Below are 24105 nucleotides of genomic sequence, written 5' to 3' on the forward strand. Positions count from 1 at the left end.
CGGCGGCAAGGGCGCCAATCAGGCGATTGCCGCCGCGCGAGCGGGGGCTTCCGTCACGCTCTGGGCAGCCGTCGGCCATGATACCGCAGCCGACCGGATGCAGGCGCTCCTCACCGCCGAGCTTGCCGGCGCAAGGCTGTCGCGCTTCGATCTGCCGAGTGACCGTTCCGTGATCCTGGTGGACGGCGCGGGCGAAAACGTCATCGTCACGGCAGCGGCCTGCGCCGCTTCGTTCCGCCCTCTCGCCGAGGGCGTCCTGCCCCGCACGTGGAAGAGCGGTGACAGCCTTCTGATGCAGGGCAATCTCTCTGTCGACGAGACGGCCGCCTGCCTGCGGCACGCGCAGGCGGCGGGGCTGTTCACCATCCTCAACCCGAGCCCGCTGCCGCCGGGCGGGCTGGACATGGCGTCGGTCTCGCTTCTCATCGCCAACCGGCCGGAGGCGGAAGCCCTGACCGGCGAGCGGGATCCGGCCGCGGCTGTGAACCGCCTGCGCGCCATGGGCGCCGGGCAGGTGGTGATTACACTTGGCGGGGAGGGCGCTGTGCTGCATGACGGCCGGGAGAGTTTTGCCATACCGGCGGCGAAAGTCGACGTGGTCGATACCAGCGGCGCCGGCGACTGTTTTGCGGGCACGCTGGCCGGCCTTCTTCATCGCGGCATGCCGATAGTGGCTGCCGCAAGGCTTGCGACGCAGGCTGCTGCACTGTCCGTTGGCCGTGCCGGCACGCTCTCGGCCTTTCCCACGAGGGTGGAGCTTTCCGCCCTTGCCTCATCCCCGACACTGGATATTGCGTGATCATCATGACCAAACCCATCGGACGACAGGATTCCACGATACTGACAACCCTCTTCGGCCGGGACAAGCCGATCATCGGCGTGGTGCATCTCATGCCCCTGCCGGGCGCCCCCCGCTATGACGACGAGGGCGTCGAGGCCATTTATGAGCGTGGTTTGTCCGACGCGAAGGCCTATCTTACCGGCGGCTGCGATGCGGTCATCATCGAGAACCACGGCGACGTGCCCTTCGCCAAGCCCGATGACATCGGCCACGAGACCTCTGCCCACATGGCCGTCATCGCGGACCGCATCCGCCGCGAATTCGGCCGGCCGATCGGCATCAATGTGTTGGCCAATGCGGCCATTCCCGCCCTTGCCATTGCCTCGGCTGCCTCGGCCTCCTTCATCCGCGTCAATCAGTGGGCGAACGCCTATGTCGCCAATGAAGGCATCGTGGAGGGGGAAGCCGCGCGCGCCATGCGCTACCGCGCCCATCTGAGGGCTCGCGGCATCCGCATCTTCGCCGATGCGCATGTCAAGCACGGCGCCCATGCCATCGTCGGTGACCGGCCGGTGGAGGAGCAGGTGAGGGACCTCGTCTTCTTCGATGCCGATGTCGTGATTGCAACCGGCCAGCGCACCGGCCATGCCGCCGATCTCGGTTATATCCGCATGATCAAAGAGGCCGCCTCGCTGCCCACCCTGGTCGGCAGCGGTGTGACGCATGAGAACGCCAACGACATTCTCTCCGTCGCCGATGGCGTCATCATCGCAAGCGCCCTCAAATATGACGGCGTCTGGTGGAATGCCGTCGAGCCGGACCGGGTGACCCGTTTTATCGCCGGCCTTGATCGATGATGAAGAGAGTGGAGGTCGATGGCGCGCGTCTGCTGCAGTCGCTGGCGGATTTTGCAGCGATCGGTGCCACGCCCGCCGGTGGCGTCAACCGGCAGGCGCTCAGCGTCGAAGACCGGGCCGCACGGCGTCTGCTCACGGAACGGGCCCTGGCGCGCGGCTTTTCGGTGTTTCAGGATGACGCCGCCAATCTGTTCATCCGGCGCGAGGGCCGCGATCCCGGCCTGGCGCCGGTGCTGATCGGCAGCCATCTGGACAGCCAGCCGACCGGTGGACGTTTCGACGGCGCGCTCGGCACGCTCAGCGCCTTCGAGGTTCTGGAGGCCTTGGCGGAGGCGGACGCCGGGACGCTGCGTGCCATCGAGGTCGTCGCCTTCACCAACGAGGAAGGCAGCCGCTATGCGCCCGGCTGCATGGGCTCCATGGACTTTGCCGGTGCTTCTGCCATCGGCGCGTGGCGATCGGTCGTGGCGCCCGACGGCGCCCGCCTGGAGGATGAGCTTGCTGCGACGCTTGCCGCACTTCCGCAGGCCGCGATGCGGCCGGCGCGACCGCCGCCTTTCGCCTTCGTCGAGCTTCACATCGAGCAAGGCCCCATCCTCGAGCGCGAGGTTGTGCCGATCGGTGTGGTGACGGGCGTGCAGGGCACGCGGTGGCTGGAGGTCAGTTTCACCGGCGAGGCGGCGCATGCGGGCACGACGCCGCGCGAGTTCCGCAAGGATGCCCTGGCCGCTGCAGCCGATGCGATCGCCTTTCTGCAGGCAACGGTGATGCCGGGCGATGCGCAGGCCCGGCTCACCGTCGGCCGGCTTGTCGTCGAACCCGGTTCCATCAATGTCATCCCGAGCCATGCAACCTTCACCGTCGATGTCCGCCATCCGGATCATCAGGCCCTTGCCGGCCTGGAGGCGGATGTGAGGGCAGCCTGCGCGCGGGCGGCAGAAACATGGGGCTGCACCCTGTCGATCGATCGCCGTCTCGACATGGCCCCCGGAACATTCGACCCCGCGATAGTGGACGTCATCGAGAAAGCCTGCCGCAGGCGCGGGATTGCAAGCCGAAGAATGACGTCGGGCGCGTTCCACGATGCCCTCTTCGTCAGCCGCGCCGCGCCCTCTGCCATGATCTTCGTTCCCTGCCGCAATGGCATCAGCCACAACGAGGCGGAGTTCGTGACCGACGATCATGTCATTCTCGGCGCAAGCGTTCTTCTGGATGTCGTCAGGGAACTCGCGGGCAGGTTTGCGGCGGCGTGAGCACTGAGTGTCAGAGGCCGGCGCAGGCGGGAAACGTAATCCCCGGTCCTTGCGTAACCGCGGCGACGGCGAACTCTCCTGCCATGGTCAAGCGATCCCGCGCACACCAGATTTGAACGTGAGATGCATCACCTGCAAAGCAGTCTTGCATGACCTTGCCTTGCGCCGCAGTCCCTGACCAGGACGATCTCTGACTTGCTCCCTTGGCATGCGGTCGATGGCTGTCAAAGGTCTCGGTCCCGTGATAAGTCACGCCATCCGGCATGATCCGGACTTGCGCCGGTCGGTGAGGCTGCCTTCTTGCACCTGCGCGCTCATCGCGTCCATGACCGGCCCGCGATCTGGTATCCTTTGCCCAATCCGGTGCCAAAATCGGCGGAAACAACGCAGAACGAGCGCAAACGAGACGATGAAGAAAGAGACGTAAGTGTCCGTAGAAAAACAGAATAGCAATTATTTCAAGGCACCCGTCTTTGCCGTTGCGCCGATGATCGACTGGACGGACAGGCATTGCCGGTTCTTTCACCGGCAGCTTTCGGCACGCGCGCTTCTGTTTACCGAGATGGTGGTGGCGGATGCGATCATTCATGGGCCGCGGGAGCGGCTGCTGGCGCATCATCCGGCGGAGCATCCGGTGGCGCTGCAGCTCGGTGGTTCCGATCCGGCAAAGCTTGCCGAAGCGGTGCGCATCGCGGCGGATTTTGCCTATGACGAGATCAACCTCAATGTCGGCTGCCCCTCGGACCGGGTGCAGAGCGGCACGTTTGGCGCCTGCCTGATGAAGACGCCGGAACTGGTGGCGGCGTGCGTTTCGGCGATGAAGCGGGTCGCGACGGTGCCGGTCACGGTCAAGTGCCGCATCGGGGTGGATGACCAGGCGCCGGAGGTGGTGCTGCCGGATTTCCTCGCCCGGGTGATCGCGGCTGGCGCCGATGCGGTGTGGATCCATGCGCGAAAGGCCTGGCTGCAGGGGCTGTCGCCCAGGGAAAACCGGGAAATCCCGCCGCTCGATTACGATCTCGTGCGGGCGATGAAGCGGGAAAACCCAAATGTTTTCATCGGCATCAACGGCGGCATTCAGGATATCTCCCAGGCTCTTCATCATCTGAATCATGTCGATGGCGTGATGCTCGGCCGCGCCGCCTACCAGAATGCCGGCCTGCTGACCGGGGTGGATGCAGCCCTTGCAGGGACCGGGCCGGATGCGCTCGCCCGCGCCGCCGATGCGTCCGCCGCCTTCGACTGGATGGCGCTGCGCGACACCATGACGGCCTATGCGGACACGGTGATTGCCGGCGGCGGGCGGCTGAACCATGTCACGCGCCATATGGTCGGCCTGTTCCAGGGCTTTGCCGGCGCCCGGCGCTATCGCCAGCTGCTTTCCTCGGAGGCGACGAAGCCCGGCGTCGGGCCGGGGCTGATCGCCGAGGCCTTTGCGGCGGTGGACATTGCCGGTGGCCCGCGCCTGGGATCGAGCGGCCCGGCCGCCGGCGAGGGGCAGCGCGCGGCCTCCTGAAGCCGGGCCCGCAGCGCCCGCTGCCAGCGCCCATAGGCGGGCCAGAGTCTTTTCGGCAGGCAGAGGCGCACCGCCTCCAGCGCCGCCTCGCGCAGGTCCGGATCGGCCTCCCGCACCATCGGGCCATCAAGTCCCTGCCTGCGGAAATCGCCGAAAATGGTGATGCCGAGCACCAGCATCTCGGCGGTGCCCGCATCGACCTCCGGTTCCACATGGCCGCGATGGCAGGGCGGCAGCTCTTCCAGCCGCGTCGCGTTGCCGTCCCATCCCGGGCAGTTGCCCGCCCGGCGGCAGGCCCGCACACGGCAGTCGAACAGCGCCTTGCCCGCCGCCGCCATCAGGCCGCGCCGCACCCGGGCCTCATCGATCGCGATCATCGTGTCATTCGCCGGCATCTTCACCTCCTTGCGCCGAGCCCGTCTTGCCTGCCGCGCCGCGCGCAGCCGCCATTCTTCACGCGGCCGGTTTCGACCCGTGCTGTGACGCTGCATTCGGCCGGGGCGCTGAAAGCTGCCTCGTAGGGTAGTTTATATGTGACACCTCTCAGCGCCCCGTTCGGTTGTTTGTGCCCGCCGGTCGGTCCCTCTGTCTGAAAGGCCATGGGCACCGTTTGCCATCGCCGTTCCCGTCATCCTTCCCGTGCGGGACGGATGCGGGCGGACAACGGGCGATGCGGCCCCTGCCGGCCTTCCCCATGTGTGCCACATAAGGCACGCCCGACGCGCAGCTGGGAGCGTTGAAGGACAAGGCGCAGACGTCCGACGCGCCTTCTCCTCCACCCGGTCGCCGGAGGGGGACCCTGTTGACGGACCCGGCTCAGGCGGTTTTGCGTCTCACCCGCCTGCCCCGAACCGGCCCCGCATCGCCGGCACGCCTGCCGGTGTATCCGCTGCGGGACGAGGCGATTGTAGGCATGGATTTCGGGGGTGGGGAAATTGCGAGGGTGATTTTTTTGCCGGAGGCTTGGAGGCTTTGTCCGGAGACCTGTCGGAAAGCGTGTTCGGTCAATGGGTTAGGGAGCTGTCGTTGGACGTTCGCGGATGGGGCTACCCCCCTCTGTCCTGCCGGACATCTCCCCCTCAAGGGGGGGAGATCGGCAGAACGGATCACCGGTCGCTCCACCAAGGGGCCAGAGCGGTTTCTTCAATGGCGACAGTCATGGGGCGGGAAAGCGGCGCCGCGCCGCGATCTCCCCACCTGTGGGGGAGATGCCCGGCAGGGCAGAGGGGGCTGACGGGGCGCGGGGCCATGGATCCTCGGGTCAGGCTCAAGGATGACGGAGTCTGTGGAACTGCGGGTGCCACGTTCGTGCTCGGACGGGACGCTGGCATCACCCTCTCGGTCGTCATCCTCGGGCTTGACCCGAGGATCCAGAGGCAAGCTCGAAGGGCCGCAATTCAGATTTCTCAAGAGGGGGCTCGGTCAAGTTCTTGCCCACGGGGCCGTGCCCCTCCTTAGGAAAAACTGAAGTGTCGGCGGCTTGCCGGACCTAAAGCATTCGATTTTCCGTGCACATGCGGAGGTGGCGGGCGTCGGGCGTTTTTGTGGGGGAGGAGGGGCGGCACAGGGTGTTGTAAGCTGGGTGGCTATGCCTCCGACAAGGCTCTGCTCCGCCGCCGCCCCCCTCGCAAGACATCGCATACTCTCGCGTATCCGAGGGCGGGACGGAAACAAGGGAATGGCGGCGCGGAAAAGGGGGATTATCTTCGTGGGGGGGATTTTGCTGGGGACTTGGTTGGTGCGTACTAGGGGAGCTGAGGGGCCATCTCCCGCCGCTGTACATGCACCAAGTAGCTCTATTGAGCCTTATCATCAAGGAAATGGTCGTAAACTCTGTTCAACAGGTCAGTATAAGCCTTGAAATAAGCGTCGAGTTTTGTTGAGGAAACATTCACATGATTTTTCTTTCTGTGAGCTATTGTGATGCGGTCATCGACCATGTTGTCAATGTGTTGCCTTTCTAACTCTCTACCTGTAGACCACTCCATCCTCAGAATTTCTTCGAATTCAGAGTCAAATAGTCCTATAAGTTCCAAAATCTTCGTTGACTTCGGGTTTTGATAGCTTTCGCAGACCTTTTCTATAGGGCGGTAAATTCGACTATTAGACCTGCGTTTGGCATACTCCATGAAGATGCGCTTCAGGTTTTGCTCAAGGCTTCCGCACATTGAAACGCATATCTGCTGGCTCGACAATGAAATTAATTCGTCCTTGTCTTTTCCCGTTCCAATTTTAACGGAGGATATCTGATATTTGATTCTATCAAAATCCGCCTGAAGTTCTTGACGTTTCATAGATTTGCGAAAGCCTTTTCGGCCTCTTCCATTCGTTTTTTGACGTTTTCGTCGTCTGCTGTTGACCGAATGTAACCTTCGATGAATCGTGTATTTTTAAGCAGTTCAGAGTATGCTGACTTTACTAATTCGCGGTCAGGTTTCTGGCGCTTTGGTGCGATTATTTTTTTAGCGATTGATACGGCGACTGAGTCGAATACGGCTGTATTTAGCGATCTATCCGGACGGAAGGCTCGGTTTCCAAGGCATTCGATGATATAATCAATGGTGCTTGTGAAAACTTCCGCTAGCTCTTTTGTTTTTTCCTCCGTGAAATTTCTTTTTTCCTTCATGTAATTGTTTAGGAAATGTTTCATTGGGCTTGAGTATTCATCACCTTTCTCATAGAATGCCATGAATCTTAATATTAGCTCTATATCTTTTAGTCGTTTGCTTCTCGGCCCATAAAGCGCTCGCCATTTTTCGTTATCGTTGAGTTTGTGGATGTAGTTGTTGAAGTCTCCGTGGCATATGCATGAGCGTATCTCTTGTGGAGAAAGTTTTATTCCTCCGGTGTTGATTCTTTCGAATACCTCATAAACGCTGTTTATCTCTCCCTCTGGTAAGTCTTGCTTAAACACCGTCGCGTGAATGACTGCATCATCCAACCTGGCGCGATCAGCATCATCCAGTGTCTTGTAAGTTTTTCCGTTAAATTTGGTCTCCAATCCAGAGAGAAAAAATTCCTTTCCATTTATCAATCCGGTTGCGAAATAATGCAAAGATTTCAGTCTTTGTTGCCCGTCTATGACAAGATGCTTTCCGCTTCCTTGAAAAGAAAAATGCCGGGAACTGGCAAACCTAAAAGCAATGATTCTATAAATCTTGAGCATTGGTTCTGGGACCAAACAAAAGCGCGCTGGAACGGTGGTATGTAGAAAAGCTTCTTCTCCATCCTGGATACAAGCGTTTCAACGGGGTAATCAACGCCAAACGAAGATATCGAAAATAGTTCGCCAGTTGTTGAGACATCTTCCTCTGCATCTTCCACGTTTTCAAGATCTTCGAGGTTTTCCTTGAGCTCTCTTACGCTTTCCAAACACAATCTCCCCAATGCTAATGTTCACACGTTAGGTGATTGATCTATCACCGTTGTATTGGCGTGTGAAGCTATGTGCCGCTCTCGCGTTGGTCGAGTCCTTGGGTCGCGCTCAAACTCCGAGGTGATTTTATCTATTTAAGACCACTACGCCCACCTCAACGCCAATGTCAGCGCCACGATAACATCACGCGCCAGCCGGGCTGGGGGCGGGATTTGCCCCGTTTTCTGGCGACCATATAGCGGAGGATACATGAGAGCAGGGTTTGCGAGGTCTTAGATGTGGATTCTGCGGTATCATGGATGGCGGTTGGGCCGCCCCCTCATCCGCCCTTCGGGCACCTTCTCCCCGAGGGGAGAAGGGATCACCTCACCGCCCGGGCCTCCCCGTCTTGCCCTTGGTGCGGCCCTTGCGCTTGACCTCCGCCGGGTCCTCGTAGGAGCCGACGCCGACCTTGCCGCGCACGAGGGGGCGGGGATCGTCCGTGGGGGCTGCCCCCCCATCCGCCCTTCGGGCACCGTCTCCCCGTGGGGGAGACGGGAGAACCGGTTTCTCCGGCAGCTTGCCGGGCAGGGGTTTTTCGGTGCGGCCGACGGTCATTTCGTCCAGCGTGTTCTTGCGGAACAGCGGTCCCCGGGTCGCGCCCGAGGATGACGGGATGGCCGTGTCGGTGCCGGGCCCCATGTCGTCCAGCGAGGGTTTGGCGAAGTAGGACGAAGCCCCCTCATTGTCCCTGTCGGGCACCGTCTCCCCGCGGGGGAGACGGGAGGTCGCGCTTGCGGCGGGCCGCCCGCCCTCCGGCGCCAGCGACTGGCGGGTGGCTTCGGCATTGCGGCGCACGCCTTCCTGCGCCCGGGTTTCCTCGCGGGCAATCGGATCGTCCATGCTCGCCAGTTCGACGGCCTTGAGGCGCTTGATCTCGTCGCGCAGGCGGGCGGCCTTTTCGAAGTCGAGATCGGCGGCGGCGTCGCGCATCTGCTTTTCCAGCGCGTTGAGGTGGCTCTGCAGGTTGTTGCCCACCAGATGCCCGCCATCGGCAAAGCCCTTGGCGCCGCCCTGTACATTGGCGCCGGAAATGTCGGCGCGGACGTGGTCGCGTTCGTAGACGCTGTCGAGAATGTCGGAAATGCGGGCCTTCACCGATTCCGGCGTGATGCCGTGTTCGGTGTTGTAGGCCATCTGCTTTTCGCGGCGGCGGGCGGTTTCCTCCATCGCCCGCTTCATCGAGCCGGTGATGTTGTCCGCATAAAGGATGACCTTGCCATCCACGTTGCGCGCCGCACGCCCGATGGTCTGGATGAGCGAGGTTTCGGAACGCAAGAACCCTTCCTTGTCGGCGTCCAAAATGGCGACGAAGCCGCATTCGGGAATGTCGAGGCCCTCGCGGAGCAGGTTGATGCCCACAAGCACGTCGAAGGCGCCGAGGCGCAGATCGCGGATGATCTCGATGCGCTCCAGCGTGTCGATGTCCGAATGCATGTAGCGCACGCGAACGCCCTGTTCGTGCAGGTATTCGGTGAGGTCTTCCGCCATGCGCTTGGTGAGCACGGTGACCAGCGTGCGGTAACCCTTGAGCGAGGTCTCCTTGATCTCGCCCAGCACGTCGTCCACCTGGCTGCGGGCCGAGCGCACTTCCACCGGCGGATCGATGAGGCCGGTGGGGCGGATGACCTGCTCGGCAAACACGCCGCCGGACTGCTCCATCTCCCAGCCGCCGGGGGTCGCGGAGACGGCGACCGTCTGCGGCCGCATCGCATCCCATTCCTCGAAGCGCAAGGGGCGGTTGTCCATGCAGGACGGCAGGCGGAACCCGTATTCGGCCAGCGTCGCCTTGCGGCGGAAGTCGCCGCGATACATGCCGCCGATCTGCGGAATGGTGACGTGGCTTTCGTCGATGAAGATCAGCGCATCGTCCGGAATGTATTCGAACAGCGTCGGCGGCGGCTCGCCGGGGCGGCGGCCGGTGAGATAGCGCGAATAGTTCTCGATGCCGTTGCAGGAGCCGGTCGCTTCCATCATCTCGATGTCATAGCGCGTGCGCTGCTCCAGCCGCTGCGCCTCCAGCAGGCGGCCGGCCTTTTCCAGCTCGGCAAGCCGGTGCTTCAGCTCGTCCTTGATCGCCTTGATCGCGCCGTTCAGCGTCGGCCGCGGCGTGACATAGTGCGAATTGGCGTAGATTTTCACCGATTTCAGGTCGCCGGTCTTCTGACCGGTCAGCGGGTCGAATTCGGTGATCGCATCGATCTCGTCGCCGAACAGCGAGATGCGCCAGGCGGCATCCTCCAGGTGGGCCGGGAAAAGCTCGATGGTATCGCCGCGCACGCGGAAGGAGCCGCGGACGAAGTTGATGTCCTGGCGCTTGTATTGCTGGGCGACGAGATCGGCGAGAAGCTGGCGCTGGTCGATGCGGTCGCCGACCGACATCTGGAAGGTCATCGCGGTATAGGTTTCCACCGAGCCGATACCGTAGATGCACGAGACCGAGGCGATGATGATGCAGTCGTCGCGCTCCAGGATCGCCCGCGTCGCGGCGTGGCGCATGCGGTCGATCTGCTCGTTGATCGAGCTTTCCTTCTCGATATAGGTGTCCGAGCGGGGCACATAGGCCTCCGGCTGGTAATAGTCGTAGTAGGAGACGAAATATTCCACCGCATTGTCGGGGAAGAAATTCTTGAACTCCGAATAGAGCTGGGCCGCGAGCGTCTTGTTCGGCGCGAGGATCACGGCGGGGCGCTGCGTCGCCTCGATCACCTTGGCCATGGTGAAGGTTTTGCCCGAACCGGTGACGCCGAGCAGCACCTGGGAGCGCTCGCCGGAGTTCAGCCCGTCGACGAGATCGGCAATCGCCGTCGGCTGGTCACCGGCCGGCTGGTAGTCGGACACCATGCGGATCGGGATGCCGCCCTCGGATTTCTCCGGCCGGGCGGGGCGGTGCGGCGTCCACAGCTTGCCGTCCTTGAACAGCGGATTGCCGCTTTCGATCAGTTTCGCCAGCGCATCGACGGTGGCGGTGACCGCGCCCGGCGCAAGCGACTGGGCCTCTTCCAGCGACACATCCATGCCGGCGACCGGATTAAGGCCGGCGGCGGCGCGCGTCTTCGGATCGGAGGAGGCGCCGATGGAGACGCCGCGGGAGGTTTTTTGCGAGGTGGTGTTCTTCGCGGTTGTGGATTTTCCGGCCGGGGTGCTGCGCTTCGTTCTGGCGGCCTCTTCCTTCGCGCGCGCGGCGTGCTCGTCCGCAGCCTCGCGGATCGCCTGCTCGCGGGCGGCGATCTCGATCTTCTTGCGGTGCTTGCCGGCCTTGGAGGCGATCTCGCGCTGGGTTTCCATCGCGCCTGCTTCGGCCTCGGCCTCCAGCTGGCGCACCCAGTCGGCCACCGAGCCCTCCAGGGGCGCTCCTTCGAAGGCGGCCTGCGGCGCTTCCTCGAAACCGTTGCCGGAGGTCTGGGGCGGGGATTTTTTCGGCGATCTGGACATGCCGCGAATATGGAGGGAGTCCGGCCGAAAGGGAAGGGTGCCGGCGAAACAAATTGGGAACGCGGCACGCCCGCGCGCGGTCATCCTGGCGCAAGATGCGGCTGTCTATATCCGACTATTCGGAATCATGCGGGCGCTTCCATGCGCCGGAAAGGACATCATGCAAACGGTCGAGCAGCGCCAGCGCCTCAAGGAAAGCATGCCGCAGACCACGCTCGGGCTGCATCATACGGAACACTGCCGGCTGCTGCCCAATCGCAGCGAGCTTCTGCTGCGGCTGCCGCGCGGCGGGGTCTGCGCCGAGATCGGCGCCGCCTATGGCGATTTCACCGCCGACATCCTGTCGATGAACCATCCCGCCCAGCTGCACCTGATCGACGCCTGGGACACCGACCGCTATCGCATCGGCCTGGAGCAGATCCGCGACAAGTTCGCGCCGCGCATCGAACAGGGGCAGCTGCAGATCCACCAGGGGCTCTCCACCGTGAAGCTGCAGGAGTTTCCCGACCAGTTCTTCGACTGGGTCTATATCGACACCAACCACACCTTCCACACCACCTGGGAGGAACTGGTGCTGAGCCATCGCAAGGTGAAGAAGGACGGGCGTATCTGCGGCCATGATTTCTGCACCGGCAACATCATCACGCCCGTCGTCTACGGCGTGGTCGAGGCGGTGACGAAGTTCTGCAACGATGCCGGCTGGCAGTTCGAATACCTCACCATGGAATCGCACGGCCATTTCTCCTTCTGCCTGCGCCGCCTCTGAGGGGGGCCGCGTCGGCGGACGGCGGGCAGGGCGGGGATCACGCCGTCGTGCGGCAAAGGCATTGGCCTTTCGCCGCCGCTTGTTCTAGACACGGAGATCATCTGCCGTCCGCCGCATTCCCGCCGGCGGGCCGATCGCCGGTCTGGAGGCCTCACCCGAAAATGCTGTCCCTCGAAAAGCGGCAGGCGCTGAAGAACAGCACGCCGCGCACCATGCTCTCGCTGCACCACACGGAAAACTGCCGGCTGCTGCCGAACCGCACCGAACTGCTGCACCGTCTGCCGCATGGCGGCGTAGCGGCCGAAATCGGCGTCGCTTTCGGTGATTACACGCGCGAGATCATGGCGCATAACCGCCCCGCCCGTCTGCACCTGATCGATGCCTGGGACCTGACCCGCTACAACGAGGGTTATGAGACGGTGCGCTCCGCCTTTGCCGGGGAGATCGAAGAGGGCAAGGTGCAACTGCATGTGGGCGGCTCCACCGACATGCTGCCGACCTTCGCCGATGCCACCTTCGACTGGGTCTATATCGACACCGACCATTCCTATGCCAATACCTGGAACGAACTGGTGCTGTGCGACGCCAAGGTGAAGCGCGACGGGCGCATCTGTGGCCATGATTTCTGCACCGGCAATGTGATCAAGCCGGTGGTCTATGGCGTGGTGCAGGCGGTCAACAAATTCTGCGTCGCGTATGGCTGGCAGTTCGAATACCTGACGGTGGAGCCGGATGCCCATTTCTCCTACTGTCTGAAGCGGCTTTGAGAGGGCGACCGCTCAGGGCGCGACCGTGAGCCGCACGCCCGCCTGATCGAGCCTGGCGCGCAGAACCGCATCGGGCTCGGCATTGCAGACGAGTTCGTGAACGTCGCTGACATGGGCGAGCTTGACGAGGGCATGGCGGCCGAACGTGCTGTTGTCTTCTGCGAGAGGTCGCTGCGGAACCGTTCGTTGAAGGTGCTGAAAGTTCAGCAGGCACAAGTCGCCATCCTCAGCCATGGCCGATCCGGCGGGGCTGAAGATGGTGGCGCAGCCGCGTGCATGGCAAGGCGCGAAACGCCGGAGCGTCGCGTCACCGGTTCCGTTTCCATGATTGCTATCGGTGGCCCGTGCGGTACAGGGGAAATGCAATTCCATATGCTGCCGCGAATCGCCCGTCTGCGCGCGGAGCAACAAGCGCGAGGGCGCGATTGACATGCTGGTCTATGATCCCACCCGACCCCTGGTCTCGCTGCACCTGCCGAAGACCGGGGGCACCAGTTTCCGGCAGGTTCTTCAAACCTGGTTTCCAGAAGGGACACTGCACCTGCACTATAGTCTGAATGGCCAGCGGCCGGAACGACACGATCTCAAGGCCGGCGACTGCGTGCATGGTCACTTCAATGGCGCGCGCGGCTTTGGAGTCTGGCACTACGATCCGGAAGCGCGCCAGTGCATTGCCTTTTTCCGTGAGCCCTTCGACCTGTTTCTCTCCTATTGGTTCTTCATCCGCAAACAACAGGCTCTTGGCCATCCCGTGAAGGATCTCGAGGACGATCCGAGCTTCGAGGTCTGGCTGCTGCGCCGGGCCGCCGATCAGGCCGAGGGGCACAACAGTCACTCCTTCGTCTGGCAGATGCCCGTTGCGCCCGGAACCGAGGATCTGGACAGGCTCCTGGACGAACGTTTCGTGTTTGTGGGCATCATGGAACGCTACGAGGAGTCGGTGACGGCACTCGCAAGGTTGCTTGGCAGGCCATTGATCGATCTGCCGCATGTCAACACCACGGAACGCGACAGCGATTTCAACGCGTGGCGGCGGATCTATGAGCGGTGGTTCCCCGATGAATACGATATTTACGAAAAGGCACGTGCGCGCAATGCAGCGCTCATTGCCGGGATCTGACGGCGCCGCAACGCCCGTCGGCAGGCATGACCCGGGCAAGCGTTGCCGAGGTGGCGGTACAACACGCGACTGTTGAGCCGCCGCGCCTTCTCCTTTAAGCCTGTGCTTGCAAGGGTTGTGCAGGCGGGCGAGGGAACCAGGCTGCGGTTCTCGCGTTGGCGGGTCCGAAAATGGCCGCAATCTCAGACTGCTTCCGTCACAATCACACGCCATGTTTCCGCAAGTTGCAAAGGGTGATTTCATGGCCGTTCCCACTTCGATCCTTGCCGCGCGGCGCTTCGGCTATGGCCTGAGGCCGGGTGAAACACCGCCGGCCGATGTGGACGGGCTGATGCTGCAGCTGCGACGCGGGGTGGCCGCCAAGCCGCGTTTCCCCCGCGAGGGCGTGGCCGGACGCCGCGAAACGATCGGCAAGATGCTGACGGTGAGGGCCGTGGAGGCCAAGGCTGCCGTCGAGGGGCGGCCCAATCCGGGTCTGCGGCAGGAAATGCAGGCGGAGGTGCGCCGCATCTTCCGTCGCGATGCGCTGGCACGGATGGCCCAGGCCGTTTCCTCCGAAAACGGTTTCTTCGAGCGTCTGGCGAGCTTCTGGCTCGACCATTTTTCCGTCAGCGCCCGCAAGGCCTACCAGATGCGTATGGTGGTGCCGCTGTTCGAGGCGGAAGCGCTGCGGCCCAATCTGGCGGGCCCGTTCCGCACCCTGCTGCGGGCGGCCGTGCTGCATCCGGCCATGCTGATCTATCTCGATGCCGAGCCGGTATCGGCCGGCGCGGCCTCGCCGCTCGCTGCGCAGAACGAGCGGCTGGCGCGCGAATTGCTGGAATTGCATACACTGGGCGAGGATGTCGCCTATGGTCCGGGCGACCTGCAGGCTGCGGCGCGCATTCTGGGCGGACTTGCCGTCGATTCGCGCTCGCTCGATGTGTCATTCCGGGCGGCAGCCGGCAGCGCGGGCGATCTTGCTCTCCTCGGGCGCAACTATGCCGATCGCGCCGCCTCTGCGCATCTTGCCATGCTGGACGATCTCGCAGCGCGCGCCGATACCGCCCGCCACATCTGCACGAAGCTTGCCATGCATTTCATCGCCGATCATCCGCCGGAGGATCTGGTCGCCGCCATGGTGGCCGCCTGGCAGGATACCGACGGGCGGCTGGATGCCGTCTACCGGGCGATGCTGGAGCATCCGCGCGCCTGGGACCCCGCGCCCGGCAAGGTGATCGCGCCCTTCGATTTCGTGATTTCCGGCTTTCGCAGTTTCGAGCGGCAGGGGGGCGAGTTTTCCGCCGTGGCCCGCGCCGCCGAGGAGGGCAATGCCGACTGGCGGCAGGCGGCGCCGGTGGCAAGGCGCGGCGCGGCCGTCGAACAGCCGGATGTCGCCTATGCGCTGACGCTGGAGGCGCTGGCCCGCATGGGCCAGCCGATCTGGCAGCCGCCGAGTGCGGCGGGCTTTCCGGACGGCGAGGCCGTCTGGCTCTATGCCGGGCAGTTGCGCGAGCGGCTGGCCTGGGCGCGGCTGGTGGCGCGCACGCTGGGGCAGGGCATTGCGCCTTCCGATTATGTCGAGATGGCACTTGGCGGGGCGGCGCGGGATGCCACGCGGCAGCTGGTGGCTGACGCCCCGAGCCGGGTTCAGGGGCTGACGCTCGTGCTTGCCTCGCCCGAGTTCAACAGGAGATGACGATGGCCGATGCTTCTCTCTTCAGGCTGTCCAGGCGCGGCTTCCTGTGTGGCGCGGCGGGTGCGGCCAGCCTTGCCGTCCTGCCGACGGCAACGCTGGCCGCCGGCTCTGGCGATAATCGTCTGGTGGTGCTGATCCTGCGCGGCGGCATGGATGGCGTCGATCTGGTGCAGCCGCACGGCGATCCGGGCCTTGTCGCGCTGCGCCCCGGCATGGCGCTGTCGCCGGACGCAGATCTGCTCGATCTCGACGGCTTCTTCGGCCTGCATCCGGCGGCGGGCGACCTGATGGGCCTGTGGCAGGCGGGCGAACTGGGCTTCGTGCACGCGGTCGCAAGTTCCTATCGCGGCCAGAAGCATTTCGAGGCGCAGGACGTGCTGGAAACCGCCGAGGCGGAGGGCAAGGCCGGGCGTACCGGCTGGCTGAACCGGGCACTGTCGCTGATGCCGCGCATCGGCCAGCGACGGGCGGTGGATATTACCGCTGCGGTGGAGCCGATTCTTTCGGGTCCCAATCTCGTTGATGTCTGGGCGGCGCGACCCGACCGCCCGCTTGCCAATGACGAGATGCATGGTTTTGGCGATCTTTTCGCCGGCGATGCGGCCTTCGCCGCCTCATTCCAGGATGTGGCGAATGCGGGACCGGGCGGGTTGTTCGATGCCGCGGCGCGGCGTGCCGGCCTCATCGAAATGGCCCGGCAGGTTGGTGCGATGCTGAACGGCGATTACAGGGTGGCGAGCTTTTCGCTGGAGGGCTGGGATACGCATGTGGACCAGCGCGGCCAGTTTCCGCAGGCGGCCGGCGATCTTTCCGCCGCGATCCTCGCCTTGCGCGAGGGCATGGGCCCTGCCGCCTGGAGCGGCACGATCGTGCTGGCGCTGACCGAATTCGGGCGCAGCCTCCGGCTGAACGACCGGGGCGGCACCGATCATGGCGGGGCAAGTTGCGCGGTGCTGGCCGGCGGCGGTCTTTCCGGTTCCGGTCTGTCGCGCAAGACGGTGATGGGCCGCTGGCCTGGCCTTGCGCCGGAGGCACTCTACGAAGGACGCGCCCTGATGCCGACCGGCGATGTGCGCGACGTGGCAGCGGCCGTGCTGCACCGCCAGTTCGACATCACGCCGGCCAATATCACCTCCAAGGTGTTTCCCGGCCTTGCCTTTGATGGCGCGGCATCGCTGCTGCAGGCAGGCTGAGCGAGGCGGCGGTGCCGCGGTGAAACCGCGCCGCCGAGGCAACAGTCAGGGCTTTGCCGGTGCAAACAGTTCCATCGGACTCCAGATCGCCAGAACCCCGATCAGGCTGAACACCACCGAGAGGGCGACGAGGGCGAGGATCGCGCCGAACACAAGTTTTCGCATCATGGTCTGTCACCGGATCGGTTTGAGAAGACGCAGCGCATTCATCGTGACGAGCACGGTTGCGCCGGTATCGGCGAGAATCGCCGGCCAGAGGCCGGTGATGCCGATGATCGTGGTGACCAGAAACACGGCCTTGAGGCCGAGCGCAAGCCCGATGTTCTGCCAGATATTGCGCATGGTGCGGCGCGACAGGTCGATCATCAGCGCCACATCGCCGACCCGGCCGTGCAGAACGGCGGCATCGGCCGTTTCCAGCGCGACATCGGTCGCCTTGCCCATGGCGATGCCGACATCGGCGGCGGCGAGCGCCGGGGCATCGTTGATGCCGTCGCCGATCTTGCCGACCACATGGCCCTCCCGCTTCAAGTCGCCGACGATGCGCTGCTTGTCTTCCGGCAGCAGTTCGGCGCGCACCTCGATGCCGAGCGTGGCGCCGATGGCCTGTGCCGTACGGCGGTTGTCGCCGGTCAGCATGACGGTTCGGATGCCGGCATCGGTCAGGCGCTTCAGCCCTTCGGCGGCATCGGCGCGCGGTTCGTCGCGCATGGCGATGGCGCCTGCCAGCCGGTTGCCGACGATCAGCACGGAGACCGTCTTGCCCTCGTCGTTCAGCGCCGCTATGCGCCGGGCATGCGCCATCGGCAGCGTCACACGCTCGCCGGCGGCGACGGGCGAGCCCAGGAACACCTCGACCCCTTGTACGCGGGCCATAACGCCCTTGCCGCCGAGCGCCCTGGCATCCGAGGCGTGCGGCGGTTCAATGTCCTCTTCCCGCGCCCTGTCGAGAATGGCGAGCGCCAGCGGGTGGCTGGAGCCGGCCTCGAGCGCCGCAGCCTGGCGCAGCACCTCTGCGCTGTCGAGACCGAAGGGGATGATGTCGGTGACCTTGGGGCGTCCCTCGGTCAGCGTGCCGGTCTTGTCGAAGGCGATTGCCGTAAGCTTGCCAAGGTCTTCCAGCACGGCGCCGCCTTTCATCAGCAGGCCGCGGCGCGCACCGGCGGCAAGGGCTGCGGCAATGGCGGCCGGCGTCGAGATGACGAGTGCGCAGGGGCAACCGATCAGCAGGATGGCAAGCCCCTTGTAGATCCATTCGCCCCAGGCGCCGCCGGCGACCAGCGGGGGCAGGATCGCGACGAGGGCCGCGACCGCCACGACGCCCGGCGTATAGTAGCGCGAGAAGCGATCGATGAAGCGTTCGGTCGGCGCCTTGCTCTCCTGTGCTTCCTCGACCAGTTTCACGACGCGGGCAATCGTGTTGTCCTCGGCGGCGGCGGTCACGCGCACGCGCAGTGCTGCATTGCCATTGACCGTGCCGGCAAAGACCGTGTCATCGACGGTCTTGCGCACCGGCACGCTTTCGCCCGTCACCGGTGCCTCGTCGATGGCGCTGTCGCCGGAAAGGATCACGCCATCGGCGGACATTCGGTCGCCCGGCCGCACGAGGATGACGCTGCCGACGGCAAGCGTTTCGGCCGCGACCTCGCGCGTCTTGCCGCCTTCCTCCAAAAGCGCGGTCTTCGGCACCAGCGCCGCCAGCGACTGGATGCTGGCGCGCGCCTTGCCGGCAGCAACGCCTTCCAGCAGTTCGCCGACCAGAAACAGGAAGACGACGGCGGCCGCCTCTTCGGTGGCATCGATCACCAGCGCGCCAAGGGCGGCAATGGTCATCAGCATTTCGATGGAAAACGGCGTGCCGGCCCGCGCTGCCATCACCGCGCGGCGCGCGATCGGCACCAGGCCGACCAGCATGGCGGCGATGAAGGCATAGGTGCCGATCGCGGGTACCAGATGGCCGAGCGCATAGGCCGCAAGCAGCGACAGGCCGGCGAGAAGTGTGGCGCGCCCTTTGCGACTCTTCCACCAGGGGCCATCGCTCGGGCCATCGTCGTGGCCGTGCAAGCCTTCCGGCCGGGATGCCGCCGCCTCGTGCGCGTGGTCGTGCCGGCCGCTCTCCGGCGCTTGCGGCCTGTTCGCCGGTCGCTCCATCGGCGCGATGCTGTAGCCGAGGCGCGTCACCTGCGTTGCGACGGCCAAAAGGTCCGTCTGCGGACGATGCCTGAGCGTCATCGTGCCTGAGGTGACGGAGACCCGCACATCCTCGACGCCGGCCTGGCGGCGCATGGCGGTCTCGATCTTGGCGGCGCAGGAGGCACAATCCATGCCGCCGATGTGGAACCGGGATTCTGCCGACGCGGCGTTGCCGGTGGCTGGTTGCGCGTGCTCGGCCGTTTCAGGCGATGAGGGTGAAAGAGGTGCATGGTCATGCGGTTCGCGATGTGCGTGGCCGTCATGGTCATGGTCATGATCGTGGGCGTGATGGTGGTGCGTGCAGCCGGGGCCGTGCTCATGAGGATGCGCTGCGGGAGGCGCGTGATCGCCGTGGTCATGATGGCGGTGCGCCGCCTTTTCCGCCGGCACCCGTCCGATCGGCGCAGCCGGATAGCCGAGCCCGGTCACGATGCGGCCGATCGCCTGCGGATCCTGCGCGGCCGCATGGGTGACGGTCATCGTGCCTGAGGTGACCGAGACGGCGACATCCGTCACGCCCGGCATCCGCCGCACCGCCGTGTCGATCTTGCCAGCACAGGAGGCGCAATCCATGTCCTCGATCCGAAATCTCGTCTTCACCGCGTCGGTCATCACACCTGTCCTCAATTGACGCGAGGAGGTGTACGACCTCCAGTGACTAGAGGTTCAAGCGGAAAATGAAGAGAGAAACGGAAAAAGATGCAGGCGCTGCGTGTGGCGAAATCCGGGGATGCGCCGGTTGCCGTCGCAGCCGGCAGCCTCCCTCGGGTAAGACCGGTCTGCTGGTCCCCCGGCGCTCAGTCTGCCGGCACCGGGCGCGGCTGGCCTGTCTCGTCGAGCGCCACCATGATGAATGTGCCTTCGGTGACCTTCTCCAGCATGCCGATGCGCGAGCGGTTGACCCAGGCTTCCACCTGCAGCGTGATCGAGGTGCGGCCGATGCGGGTGACTTCGGTGTAGATGCTGAGCGTGTCGCCGATCTTGACCGGGCGCTGGAAGGCCATTTCCTTCACTGCGGCGGTGACGACGCGGGTTCGCGCCCGTTCGCCGGCGCGGATGCCGGCCGCGAGGTCCATCTGCGCCATGACCCACCCCCCGAAGATGTCGCCGGCGGGATTGGCATCCCCCGGCATGGCCAGCGTGCGGAGCGTCAGTTCTCCCTCGGGCAGGGTCTGTTCGGGCATGGGGCGATCTCCTGTTGCCGTCTTGTGCAGTGCACACTTCCCAAACCTTAGATCCGGCCCGCACGGCTGACAACGGCTTTCCCGCAAGGGTGCACCCGTAGAATTGCAAGTCCTGCGTTTACGGAGCGGAAAGCACGCGCATCATACGCTTTTGCGGCATTCTGTGTGCGAAGAGGTGCAGCATGACGAAATTCCGTCTTTCGACGCGGCTTTACCTGCTGGTGGCGCTGGCCGTCATCATTCTCGTTGCCACCATGGTCCTCAGTCTGTCCCACAATTTCGGCGCGCTCGAAAAGGAGCGCAAGGCCTCGCTGGCGGCGATGAATGCCAATGCGCTGAGCCTGATCAAGACCTATTACGACCAGGAAGTGGCCGGCAAGCTGACGCGGGAACAGGCGCAAGGGGAAGCGAAGCGGCTGATCGGCACCATGCGCTATGACAATGGCAGCGGCTATTTCTGGATCAATGACATGTATCCGCGCATGGTCATGCATCCCATCAAGCCGGAACTGAACGGGTCCGACCTGACGCAGAACAAGGATCCCAACGGCAAATTCCTGTTTGTGGAATTCGTCAACACCGTGAAGGCCACCGGCCAGGGTTTCGTCAATTACGACTGGCCGAAGCCCGGCGCCGAAAAGCCGGTGGAAAAATATTCGCACGTGGCGGGATTTGCCCCGTGGGGCTGGGTCGTTGGCACCGGCGTCTATGTGGATGACCTGAAGGCGCTTTACTGGCAGATGGCCCTGCGCTTTGCCGCCATGTCCGGCATCGGCATGTTGCTGCTGGCCGGCAGCGCGCTGATGATCGTCAAGAGCGTGACGCAGCCGGTCGGGCGCATCCGTGCGGCACTGCAGCGCATGGCTGCCGGCGAGCCATCGATCGCCATCGACGGTGTGGAGGCGCGGGACGAGCTTGGCGACATCGCCCGTTCCCTTGTCGTGCTGCGCGATGCGGTGGATGAGCGTGCACTGCTCCAGAAGCGCGATGCCGACCAGCAGCGGGCCCTGGCGGAGGACCGCGAGCGGGCGGCCGGCGTGGTCCGGCAGGCGGCCGAGCGGCAGTCGGAGGCCATGCAGGCCCTTGGCGCGGCGCTGGAGGCTCTGTCGCGCGGTGATCTGTCCGTCTCGCTTGGGGATCTCGGAGCCGATTTCGCCAAGGTGCGCGATGATTTCAATTCGGCCGTCGGTTCGTTGCGGCGGACCATCGAGGAGATTTCCCGCACGGGCCACGTGGTGGGCGAAAGCGCGCTCGAGATCAGCCGCGCCACCGGCACGCTGCAGCAGCGCACCGAGCAGCAGGCCGCAGCCCTGGAACAGGCGGCGTCCGCGCTGGAGGAAATCACGGCGACGGTGAAGACCGCCTCTGAGCGGGCTGCGGAAGCACGCGCGATGGTAGCCGATACCAAGACCAGCGCCGGCCGTTCCGGCGAGATTGTTCGCGATGCCGTGGATGCCATGGGGCGCATCGAGGACTCCTCGAGCCGCATCGGCCAGATCATCTCCGTCATCGACGAGATCGCCTTCCAGACCAACCTTCTGGCCCTGAATGCCGGCGTCGAGGCGGCACGTGCCGGCGAGGCCGGACGCGGCTTTGCGGTGGTGGCGCAGGAAGTGCGCGAACTCGCGCAGCGTTCCGCCAATGCGGCAAAGGAGATCAAGGCGCTGATCAACAGTTCGGCTCGCGAGGTGGAGGCCGGAGTGTCGCTGGTGCGCACCACCGGCGAGGCGCTGGTGGATATCGTTCGTCTGGTCGAGAAGGTGAATGCCCAGGTGGAGGGCATTGCCACCGCAGCACGCGAGCAGGCCTCCGGTTTGCAGGAGATCAACACCTCCGTCAACCACATGGACCAGATGACCCAGCAGAACAAGGCGATGGTGCACGAGTCGGCCGCAGCCGGGCAGACGCTGGCCGCCCAGAGCCAGCAGTTGCGCGACCTGCTGGAAGGCTTTCGCCTTTCCGGCACCGGCACCGGCACCGGCACCGGCACCGGAATCGGGATTGCCCTGCCAAGACACGCCGCCTGACGCTGCTCGGGCTTGACGGCCGGGACTGGCCTGCTTCCCCGGGGAGCAGGCCTTTCTGTTCGGAGCCTGACCCGGCGGAGGGCCTCGCGGGTCCGGGCACCGCTGCTGCAGCCGGCCATTGTCAGGACAAACGGCACAAGGGCGCATGGCGCGCTCCTTGCCGAACTCCATCCTCATATCGGAGTTGTGCCGGCCGTTCACGCGCTGTCGCGGCGGTCGCGAAGCGTCGCCAGGCGCTTTCCTATCCCGTTACCGCTGACGCACCGTTCTCCGGCGTTACCGGTGTTTCCGACGAAACGATCTGCGCGATAGGCCTTCTTGCGGCCTGCGCGTGCTCCGTCTCAAAATAACTCATCCTCGGATTGTGCCCTGAATTTGCAGGGGTGCAAAATGACTCTTTTTGGGAAAGTTTTCATTTACCTTATCTGGTTACCGTTTCGTCGCTGGGACTCTTCCCGAAACGAGACAGGTGAGCAGTCGGAATGGCACAGGCGACTACCTACCGGCGGGCACTGGCCTTCCTGATGGCAACAGCGCTTGTGGCGGGGTGCTCCTTTACCGATATCGTGCCGCCGGCGCCGATCGACCGTGGCACGCGCGTTTCCGCCATCCAGCCTTCCGGCATGACATCCCCCGTGCAAAGCGTTCGTGACGGCTATCCTGTTCCACCGCAGCCGGTGACATACCTGCAGGGTGGCGAGGCAACGGGCGTGCAGACCGGCACGCCGGGCCATCTCGTCATTCCCGAGGGCGGCGTCAACATGGATGCCGAGCTTGGGGTTACGCCGCCCGACCCGGCGATGGCGGGGAACGGTCGGGTGTTGGGGCTTGCCGAGGAGCAGCAGTTCGATATTGCCGAGGGCAATGCCGTGCATCCTGTGGTTGATGGCATCGGCACCGATACGCCTGTCCAGCGCCCCTCCGCGATGCCTGTGGAACCGCGTCGCAGCGAGCCGCGTCGTCTGGAGGTCCGTCGCCAGCCGGGAGCGGGCGACGAGCTGCTCGGGCCGGTCACGCGTCGCGCGCCGCCCGAGCGCCGCGACAGGGTGGCGGCAGCGCCGCGCTGGAGCGACAACCGGCCCGTGGTCGCGCCGAGCCGGGTACCGGTCGATGAACCTTTCGATGGTCCGTTCGATGCTCCCATGGATGCACCGATGGCAGCACCACCGCTTGCTGCGCCGCGGCAGGTGGCCATGGTGATGCCGCAGAATCCCGCCTATCCGCCCCGCCAGAGCGACTGGGGCATGAGCCCCATTCCCGAGCCGATGCCCGCATCCGAGATCGCCTGCCGTCGTGAACTGGTGCGGCTTGGCGTGCAGTTCCGCGACAAGCCGCGCATCTATGGCGGTCCGAGCTGCGGGATCGAGCATCCCGTGGAGTTGACCGGTCTTGCCGGCAATATCGGTGTGCGGCCGGGCGTGACGCTCAATTGCCAGACGACGCTCGCCTTTGCCCAGTGGGTCAGGAACGAACTGGCGCCCGCCGCACGGGCGCGATACCTCACCGGCGTGCGCACCATCGAGCCGCTCGGCGGCTATTCCTGCAGGCGCATGAACAACAGCCGCCAGGCCTATAACCCGATGTCGGAACATGCCCGCGGCAATGCCATCGATGTCGGCAAGTTCGTGCTGAAGAATGGTCACGAGATCGACGTACGCCAGAAGGGTTTCTTTGCGTTCCGCGAACGCGGGCTGCTGAATGCCGTGCGCTCCGACAGCTGCCGCTACTTCAATACGGTGCTGGGGCCGGGCAGCAATCCCGAGCATTGGAACCACTTCCACTTCGACCTCAGGAACCGCGCGTCCGGCAACCGGATCTGCGACTGAGAGGCTTTTCACCGGATTGTGAGAGCGGTCCAACTTTCGACACAGACGGGTTGATGCATGGCGGCCGTGTTCCACCAGCGGTCGCTTTCATCCT

18 protein-coding genes and 1 pseudogene are annotated in these 24105 nt (G+C 64.4%); 11 read left to right on the forward strand and 8 right to left on the reverse strand.

Features of this window, described 5'->3' with window-relative positions; all coding sequences use genetic code 11:
• The 4 genes from FNA46_RS16880 to dusA all read left to right on the forward strand — a co-directional run.
• Positions 1–799 (forward strand): PfkB family carbohydrate kinase (locus tag FNA46_RS16880; protein ID WP_143126383.1); only part of this gene is annotated, 799 nt, incomplete at its 5' end.
• A gap of 5 nt (positions 800–804) precedes the next feature.
• The gene (locus tag FNA46_RS16885; protein ID WP_143126384.1) at positions 805–1638 is read left to right on the forward strand and encodes a BtpA/SgcQ family protein; all 834 of its coding nucleotides are present in this window, start codon (positions 805–807) and stop codon (positions 1636–1638) included.
• Positions 1635–2891, forward strand: coding sequence for a Zn-dependent hydrolase (locus FNA46_RS16890; RefSeq protein WP_143126385.1), 1257 nt, complete (start codon positions 1635–1637; stop codon positions 2889–2891). The genes FNA46_RS16885 and FNA46_RS16890 overlap by 4 nt, the downstream gene beginning before the upstream one ends.
• Positions 2892–3378: 487 nt before the next feature.
• Complete coding sequence (gene dusA, locus FNA46_RS16895) at positions 3379–4407, forward strand: tRNA dihydrouridine(20/20a) synthase DusA (RefSeq protein ID WP_246103153.1); 1029 nt, start codon at positions 3379–3381, stop codon at positions 4405–4407.
• Positions 4408–6203: 1796 nt separating this feature from the next.
• Here dusA and FNA46_RS16905 read toward each other — a convergent pair.
• The 4 genes and pseudogenes from FNA46_RS16905 to uvrB all read right to left on the reverse strand — a co-directional run bounded on the left by FNA46_RS16905 (position 6204) and on the right by uvrB (position 11257).
• Positions 6204–6701, reverse strand: a complete 498-nt coding sequence (locus tag FNA46_RS16905; protein ID WP_143126387.1) for a hypothetical protein — start codon at positions 6699–6701, stop codon at positions 6204–6206.
• Positions 6698–7573 carry a GmrSD restriction endonuclease domain-containing protein gene (locus FNA46_RS16910; RefSeq protein WP_143126388.1) on the reverse strand — a complete coding sequence of 292 codons (876 nt, stop codon included), beginning with the start codon at positions 7571–7573 and terminating at the stop codon, positions 6698–6700. Before FNA46_RS16910 ends, FNA46_RS16905 begins: the two co-directional genes overlap by 4 nt.
• Before the next feature lie 2 nt (positions 7574–7575).
• Positions 7576–7635 (reverse strand): annotated as a pseudogene (locus tag FNA46_RS26650) (hypothetical protein); the annotation flags it as partial.
• 514 nt (positions 7636–8149) lie between these two features.
• Positions 8150–11257, reverse strand: a complete 3108-nt coding sequence (gene uvrB / locus FNA46_RS16920) for an excinuclease ABC subunit UvrB (protein ID WP_143126390.1) — start codon at positions 11255–11257, stop codon at positions 8150–8152.
• A 160-nt stretch (positions 11258–11417) separates the two neighbouring features.
• On the opposite strand from uvrB, the gene FNA46_RS16925 reads away from it, so the two are divergent.
• Both FNA46_RS16925 and FNA46_RS16930 read left to right on the forward strand, forming a co-directional pair.
• Positions 11418–12023: a class I SAM-dependent methyltransferase gene (locus tag FNA46_RS16925; RefSeq protein ID WP_143126391.1), complete on the forward strand. Its 606-nt coding sequence runs from the start codon at positions 11418–11420 to the stop codon at positions 12021–12023.
• Positions 12024–12184: 161 nt separating this feature from the next.
• A complete protein-coding gene (locus FNA46_RS16930; RefSeq protein ID WP_143126392.1) occupies positions 12185–12790 on the forward strand; it encodes a class I SAM-dependent methyltransferase in 606 nt (201 codons plus the stop codon).
• A gap of 12 nt (positions 12791–12802) precedes the next feature.
• Here the strand turns inward: FNA46_RS16930 and FNA46_RS16935 are convergent, their stop codons facing one another.
• Positions 12803–13222 (reverse strand): hypothetical protein, encoded by a 420-nt coding sequence (locus FNA46_RS16935; RefSeq protein ID WP_143126393.1) that lies wholly within the window; start codon positions 13220–13222, stop codon positions 12803–12805.
• Between FNA46_RS16935 and FNA46_RS16940 the strand changes: the two genes are divergently transcribed.
• The 3 genes from FNA46_RS16940 (at position 13221) to FNA46_RS16950 (ending at position 16781) form a co-directional block, all read left to right on the forward strand.
• A complete protein-coding gene (locus FNA46_RS16940; protein WP_143126394.1) occupies positions 13221–13910 on the forward strand; it encodes a sulfotransferase family protein in 690 nt (229 codons plus the stop codon). The genes FNA46_RS16935 and FNA46_RS16940 overlap by 2 nt on opposite strands.
• A gap of 241 nt (positions 13911–14151) precedes the next feature.
• Entirely contained in the window at positions 14152–15588 is a 1437-nt protein-coding gene (locus tag FNA46_RS16945; RefSeq protein ID WP_185969890.1) for a DUF1800 domain-containing protein, read from the forward strand.
• 2 nt (positions 15589–15590) lie between these two features.
• Positions 15591–16781, forward strand: a complete 1191-nt coding sequence (locus FNA46_RS16950) for a DUF1501 domain-containing protein (protein ID WP_425468773.1) — start codon at positions 15591–15593, stop codon at positions 16779–16781.
• Between the two features lie 45 nt (positions 16782–16826).
• Here FNA46_RS16950 and FNA46_RS26560 read toward each other — a convergent pair whose 3' ends face one another.
• The 3 genes from FNA46_RS26560 to FNA46_RS16960 all read right to left on the reverse strand — a co-directional run bounded on the left by FNA46_RS26560 (position 16827) and on the right by FNA46_RS16960 (position 20158).
• A complete protein-coding gene (locus tag FNA46_RS26560; protein WP_280177854.1) occupies positions 16827–16949 on the reverse strand; it encodes a hypothetical protein in 123 nt (40 codons plus the stop codon).
• 6 nt (positions 16950–16955) lie between these two features.
• On the reverse strand, positions 16956–19586 hold the full coding sequence (locus tag FNA46_RS16955; RefSeq protein ID WP_143126397.1) for a heavy metal translocating P-type ATPase: 2631 nt from the start codon (positions 19584–19586) through the stop codon (positions 16956–16958).
• Positions 19587–19771: 185 nt separating this feature from the next.
• On the reverse strand, positions 19772–20158 hold the full coding sequence (locus tag FNA46_RS16960) for an acyl-CoA thioesterase (protein ID WP_143126398.1): 387 nt from the start codon (positions 20156–20158) through the stop codon (positions 19772–19774).
• A 182-nt stretch (positions 20159–20340) separates the two neighbouring features.
• On the opposite strand from FNA46_RS16960, the gene FNA46_RS16965 reads away from it, so the two are divergent.
• Together FNA46_RS16965 and FNA46_RS16970 are read left to right on the forward strand one after the other, a co-directional pair.
• Complete coding sequence (locus FNA46_RS16965) at positions 20341–22185, forward strand: methyl-accepting chemotaxis protein (RefSeq protein WP_143126399.1); 1845 nt, start codon at positions 20341–20343, stop codon at positions 22183–22185.
• A 482-nt stretch (positions 22186–22667) separates the two neighbouring features.
• Positions 22668–24011 (forward strand): extensin-like domain-containing protein, encoded by a 1344-nt coding sequence (locus FNA46_RS16970; RefSeq protein WP_143126400.1) that lies wholly within the window; start codon positions 22668–22670, stop codon positions 24009–24011.
• The last annotated feature ends 94 nt before the right edge of the window (positions 24012–24105 follow it).

It is taken from the genome of Affinirhizobium straminoryzae (assembly GCF_007004135.1).
Taxonomy (GTDB): domain Bacteria; phylum Pseudomonadota; class Alphaproteobacteria; order Rhizobiales; family Rhizobiaceae; genus Neorhizobium; species Neorhizobium straminoryzae.